Genomic DNA, 5207 nt, shown 5'->3' with positions numbered 1-5207 from the left:
TTCGACGGGTTCACCGCCGTCGACGGCGTCGACCTCGACGTCGCCCCCGGCGACCTGCGCTTCCTCATCGGCCCCAACGGCGCGGGCAAGACCACCCTCGTCGACGCCGTCACCGGACTCGCCCCGGCCACCGGCTCGGTCCGCTTCGCCGGCCGGGAACTCCTCGGCCGCCCCGTCCACCGCATCGCCCGGCTCGGGATCGGCCGCACCTTCCAGACCGCCACCGTCTTCGAACAGCTCACCGTCCTGCAGAACCTGGACATCGCCGCCGGCGCCACCCGCTCCGTCACCACCCTGCTGCGCCGCCGCCGGCACATCCCGGACGCGGTGGCCGCCGCCCTGGAGACCATCGCGCTCACCGCGCACCGCGACCGGCTCGCCGGGACCCTCGCGCACGGCCAGAAGCAGTGGCTGGAGATCGGCATGGTGCTCGTCCAGGACGTCCGGCTGCTGCTCCTGGACGAGCCGGTGGCCGGCATGAGCCACCCCGAACGCGAGGCCACCGGGGAACTGCTGCACCGGATCGCCGCCGACCGCACCGTCGTCGTCATCGAGCACGACATGGACTTCCTGCGGGCCTTCGCCCGCAGCGTCACCGTGCTGCACGCGGGCCGGGTGCTCAGCGAGGGCACCGTGGACGAGGTGCGGGCCGACCCCCGGGTCCAGGAGGTCTACCTCGGAGAACCGGCCGTCACCACCCCGGCGGGAGGCGAGGCGTGATGCTGCGCGTCGAGGACCTCACGGCCGGCTACGGGCGCAGCCGCGTCCTGCACGGCGTCTCCCTGGAGGTCCCCGGCGAGGCGGTCACCGCCGTACTCGGCCACAACGGGGCCGGGAAGTCCACCCTGCTGCGGGCCGCTCTCGGGCTGATCGGGCCCGGGAGCGGCCGGGTGTGGTTCGAGGAGGAGGACGTCACCCGGCTCCCGGCCCATCAGCGGGTGCGGCGCGGCATGGCCTATGTGCCGCAGGGCCAGCAGAGCTTCCCGCAGCTGACCGCCCTGGAGAATCTGCGGCTGGTCGCCGACGGCCGGCGCGACGGCCGTGCCGCGCTGGACGAGGCACTGGACCTCTTCCCGGCGCTCCGCTCGCTGGGGACCCGGCGTGCCGGGCTGCTCTCCGGGGGCCAGCGCCAGCAGCTGGCGATCGCCCGCGCGCTGATCACCCGCCCCCGGCTGCTGCTGCTGGACGAGCCGACCGAGGGCATCCAGCCCTCGGTGGTGGCCGAGATCCAGCGCACCGTCATCGGGCTGAGCGAGCGCGGTCTGTCGGTGCTGCTGGTGGAGCAGCACGTGGGCTTCGCCCTGCGCGCCGCCCGCCGGTACTGCGTACTGGAGGCCGGCCGGATCACCTCCTCCGGCACCGGCGAGCCGGGCGCGGAGGAGCGGGTGCGTCAGGCCCTGCGGGTGTGAGGCGGGGGCGGCGGTCAGTCGCCGCCCTCGCACAGCACCTCGTCGCGCGGCACGTACGTCGTGCGGTACGTCTCGCGGCCGGCCTCGGCGCCGTCGTCGACGAAGATCCGGGTCACCTCCACGTCGAAGCCCTCCAGCGGGGGCTGCGGGACGCACTCGTCGCCGGCGGCGCCCTCCCGGCTGCCCGGCTCCTTGATGTTGGTGCGCGGCCCGGTCTCCGAGCGGACCTCGTCGTACCGCTTGGTGCCCAGGAAGGTGATGGTCACCGAGGAGTCGGTCGAGGAGGCCAGGATGTAGATCGTGTGGCCCGAGTCGTTGAGGAACCGCAGATCCAGGTGACCCCACGCGACGGTGGCCTCGCGGCCCTCCGGGTAGCGCTCGATGTAGAACGAGTGCGCCCCGTACTCCACCGGCTTGACCCCGGCGAAGAACATCGCGTTGAACATGGTGGTGGCCACGGCGGAGACCCCGCCGCCCTGCGCGTTCGTGTACTGGTCGTCGAGGATGATGATGCCCTCGACGAAGCCGTTCTCCTCGGTGCGCTCGCCCACCGTGCGGTTGAAGCTCCACTCCTCGCCCGGCGCCACCACCGAGCCGTTGATCAGTTCGGCGGCCCGTCCGATGTTGGTGATGCGGTACGGGGCGGGCTCGAACTCCACGGTGAAGGAGGACATCTCCTCCACGATGCCGAGGTCCTTGTAGTTGGCCGGGGTGATGGCCGGCTCCACCTCCTCGGTGGCGACCGTCCCGGTACGGGCGGCCTCGCCCTCGGCGTACAGCAGCGGCTCCACGGCCTCCCCGACGGCGTCCCGGTCCACCGTGCTGCCGTTGCGGCCGGGGGCGGCGGCCACCACCTGCCCGCCGTCCAGCCGCAGCTCGGCCTCCACCGGCTCCGTCTCGGCGGCGGCCAGCTGCTCGTCCAGCCGCTCGTCGGCGCCGAGCGCGGCGGCGTCGAACGCGGGGAGCAGGGCGCCGGTGTCGTCGGCGGTGAGGGTGAGGTGGTCGCCGATGAGGGTGGGGGAGATGGTGAGGGTGGCGTCCCCGGCGGTGAGCAGGACCGGTCCCGATACGGCGGGCTCGGCCCAGTCGCGCAGCGCCTCCTCGATCTCCGCCTCTCCGGTGAGCGGCTCGGCCCGGGTGACCGGCAGCGGTACCGGGGCGGCGGCCGGCTCCGCGTCCGCCGCGTCCGCAGGCGGGGCGGCCGGGTAGCCCTCGCGCAGCCGGCCCAGTGAGCGTTCCACGTCCAGGGCGACCCCGGCGCGCGGCGCGGTGACCTCGGGCTCGCCCTCGGTGAAGGTGATGGCGCCCTCACGGACGGTGCGGTCGGACTCCGCCGCGAGGCCGGTCAGGGCGGCGCGGCCGGCCTCCTCGTCCTGGCGGACGACCAGCTCGACCTCGCCGCCGCCCCGGCCCAGGACGCGGTCCAGCAGCGAGGGGTTGCCGGCCGCGGCCACGGTGGCCCCGAAGTCCAGGGACAGACCGGCCTCGGCCGGGTCCAGCGTGTGGATCTCGGGCTCGTCGGCCCCGTCCCCGCTCTCGTCCTCGCCGATGACGACCCGCAGCGGGGCGGCTCCCAGGTCGCCCAGCTCGGCCTCCAGCTTCGCGCGGGCCTCCTCGGCGGAGAGCCCGCCGATGTCCACCCCGTGCACGGTGGTGCCCTCGGCGATGCCGTCGCCCAGCAGCAGATAGCCGGTGACCCCGCCGGCCGCCAGCGCGGTGAAGGCCACGGCGCTGATCAGGACGGGCCGGGGGAGGGCCGCGAGCCGTCGCCCGACGCCCCGCCGGTGCACCGTGGGCGGCTGGGCCGGCGGCGGGGGTATGGAGTACGACACGGATCTCCCCGGGGACTGCTGTGGACGGGGGCCCCGGACGGGGCCGCTGACGCCAGGGACACTAGCAAAACGCCCAGGGGCCGGATCAGGGGGCGATTTCCGCCCAGACCGTACATCCCGCTCCCTGGTGCGGAGAGATCACGCCCCACCGGGCGGCCATCGCGTCCAGCAGCAGCAGTCCGCGCCCGCCCTCGGCGTCCGGGTCGGACGGACCGGCGGCCGGGACGCGGGGGTCGAGCCCCGGGCCCTGGTCGGCGACCTCGATCCGCAGCTGGCGGCCCCGGCGCTCGACGCGGCACACGATGCGGTCGCTCGCGGTGTGCAGCAGGGCGTTGGTCACCAGCTCGGAGACGATCAGACGCGCGGTGTCCACCAGGTCGCGCGGCACCCCCCAGCCGGTCAGCCGGTGCCGTACCAGCTCGCGCGCGGCGGCGACCGAGGCCGGGCGGGACGGCAGCTCGAATCTCTCTCCCGGCGGGTCCGCCGGGGGCACGGCGGGCGAGGGGAGGGAGACCGGGAGCGGCGTCGTGCGGGGGGGTGAGTACACGAGCGGGAGCGCCTTCCGTGGATCCGTTGCCGGCGTGAGCCGGGTCACGTGTTCACTATGAGCGCTGAAGTGAGCAGAGCGCAAGAGGAGTTCTGCGATTTGCAGAACGCGAAGCGATCTCTGTCGATGCCATTACCGCTGTGGCACACTTACGCCCTAAGGACCGTGACCGGTCGCATTGCGTACAACAACAAGGCGCGGCACACAGGGCGCTGGAGGAGACACCGTGGCGGAAGCGCGCTCGGGGCCGACCGTGGGACAGATCGTCCTCGGTCTCCGCCTCCGGGACCTGCGTGAGCGAGCCGGCTGTTCCTTCGCAGACGCCGCCGAGGCACTGAGCGTCAACACGACCACGGTGCGGCGCATGGAGAAGGCCGAGGTCGGCCTCAAACCGCTGTACGTCAAGGCCCTGCTGGAGCGCTACGGGGTCGGCGGCGCGGAGGCGGAGGCGTTCCTCGTCCTGGTCGAGGAGGCCAACCGGCCCGGCTGGTGGCACAACTTCCGCGACGTCCTGCCCGACTGGTTCAGCCTCTACGTCTCCCTGGAGGGCGAAGCCCGCCTCATCAGGTCCTACGAACCGCACTGTGTCCCCGGGCTCCTCCAGACCCCGGCCTACGCCCGCGAACTGCTGCGCACCGGTTTCCCGCACAGCAGCGAGGAGGAACTCGACCGCCGGGTCGCGCTGCGCATGGAACGGTCCGAACTGCTCACCCGCGCCCGTCCGCCCCTGGTGTGGGCCGTGATGGAGGAGCACGTCCTGCGGCGCGAGCTGTCCGACCCGGCCATCATGGCCGAACAGATCGATCATCTGCTGAAGATGACGTCCCTGCCGAACGTGACCCTCCAGATCATGCCGTTCAGCGCCGGCCCCCACCCCGGCATGTTCGGGCCCTTCCAGCTGTTCCGGTTCGAGATCCCGGAACTGCCGGACATCATCTACACCGAGAGCCTCACCGGTGCGGTGTACCACGATGAACGGCCCGACACCATCGCCTATTTGGAGGTGCTGGACCGCATGGGCGCGCAGGCCGCGTCTGTACAGGACACCGTGGCCATCCTCGGTGAGATTCGCAAGGAGCTGTGACGCATGGGTACTACGCCCCCTCCTCACCCCCACATCTACAACGGGATGCCCGCCAAGGAGCTCGGCAGTGCGGGCTGGCGCAAGCCCTGGAGCGGTACCAACGGCGGCAACTGCGTGGAAGCCATGAAACTGGCCGACGGCCGGGTGGCGCTGCGCCAGTCCACCGACCCGGAGGGACCGGCGCTCATCTACACCCCGCACGAGATCGAGACGTTCATCCGCGGGGCGAAGCACGGGGAAGCCGACTTCCTGCTGACCTGACCTGACCTGACCTGACCTGACCCGACCGCGGCCGGCCCCGACCGGCCGCACCCCCGCCGGACGGCTACGGCCCG

At 73.0% G+C, this 5207-nt stretch carries 6 protein-coding genes; 4 read left to right on the top strand and 2 right to left on the bottom strand.

Going from position 1 to position 5207, the window contains the following annotated elements; translation table 11 throughout:
• Together urtD and urtE are read left to right on the top strand one after the other, a co-directional pair.
• Nucleotides 1-720, top strand: a 720-nt coding sequence (urtD, locus tag ACFV5N_RS24370; protein WP_385603691.1) for an urea ABC transporter ATP-binding protein UrtD, incomplete at its 5' end; no start/stop codon positions are given.
• Complete coding sequence (urtE, locus tag ACFV5N_RS24365) at nucleotides 720-1409, top strand: urea ABC transporter ATP-binding subunit UrtE (RefSeq protein ID WP_385603688.1); 690 nt, start codon at nucleotides 720-722, stop codon at nucleotides 1407-1409. The genes urtD and urtE, both read left to right, overlap by 1 nt.
• Before the next feature lie 14 nt (nucleotides 1410-1423).
• On the opposite strand, the gene ACFV5N_RS24360 is transcribed toward urtE, so the two are convergent.
• Both ACFV5N_RS24360 and ACFV5N_RS24355 read right to left on the bottom strand, forming a co-directional pair.
• The gene (locus ACFV5N_RS24360) at nucleotides 1424-3241 is read right to left on the bottom strand and encodes a VanW family protein (protein ID WP_385603686.1); all 1818 of its coding nucleotides are present in this window, start codon (nucleotides 3239-3241) and stop codon (nucleotides 1424-1426) included.
• A gap of 85 nt (nucleotides 3242-3326) precedes the next feature.
• On the bottom strand, nucleotides 3327-3788 hold the full coding sequence (locus ACFV5N_RS24355) for an ATP-binding protein (RefSeq protein WP_385603684.1): 462 nt from the start codon (nucleotides 3786-3788) through the stop codon (nucleotides 3327-3329).
• A 226-nt stretch (nucleotides 3789-4014) separates the two neighbouring features.
• Here ACFV5N_RS24355 and ACFV5N_RS24350 point away from each other — a divergent pair, with 226 nt between their 5' ends.
• Nucleotides 4015-4872 carry a helix-turn-helix domain-containing protein gene (locus tag ACFV5N_RS24350; protein ID WP_385603681.1) on the top strand — a complete coding sequence of 286 codons (858 nt, stop codon included), beginning with the start codon at nucleotides 4015-4017 and terminating at the stop codon, nucleotides 4870-4872.
• A gap of 3 nt (nucleotides 4873-4875) precedes the next feature.
• Nucleotides 4876-5133 (top strand): DUF397 domain-containing protein, encoded by a 258-nt coding sequence (locus ACFV5N_RS24345; RefSeq protein WP_026047825.1) that lies wholly within the window; start codon nucleotides 4876-4878, stop codon nucleotides 5131-5133.
• Nucleotides 5134-5207: the final 74 nt, after the last annotated feature.

This window comes from Streptomyces sp. NPDC059853 (assembly GCF_042731495.1).
GTDB lineage: Bacteria > Actinomycetota > Actinomycetes > Streptomycetales > Streptomycetaceae > Streptomyces.
Note: the sequence above shows the minus strand (reverse complement) of the source record. Positions and strands in the feature narration are given on the sequence as shown.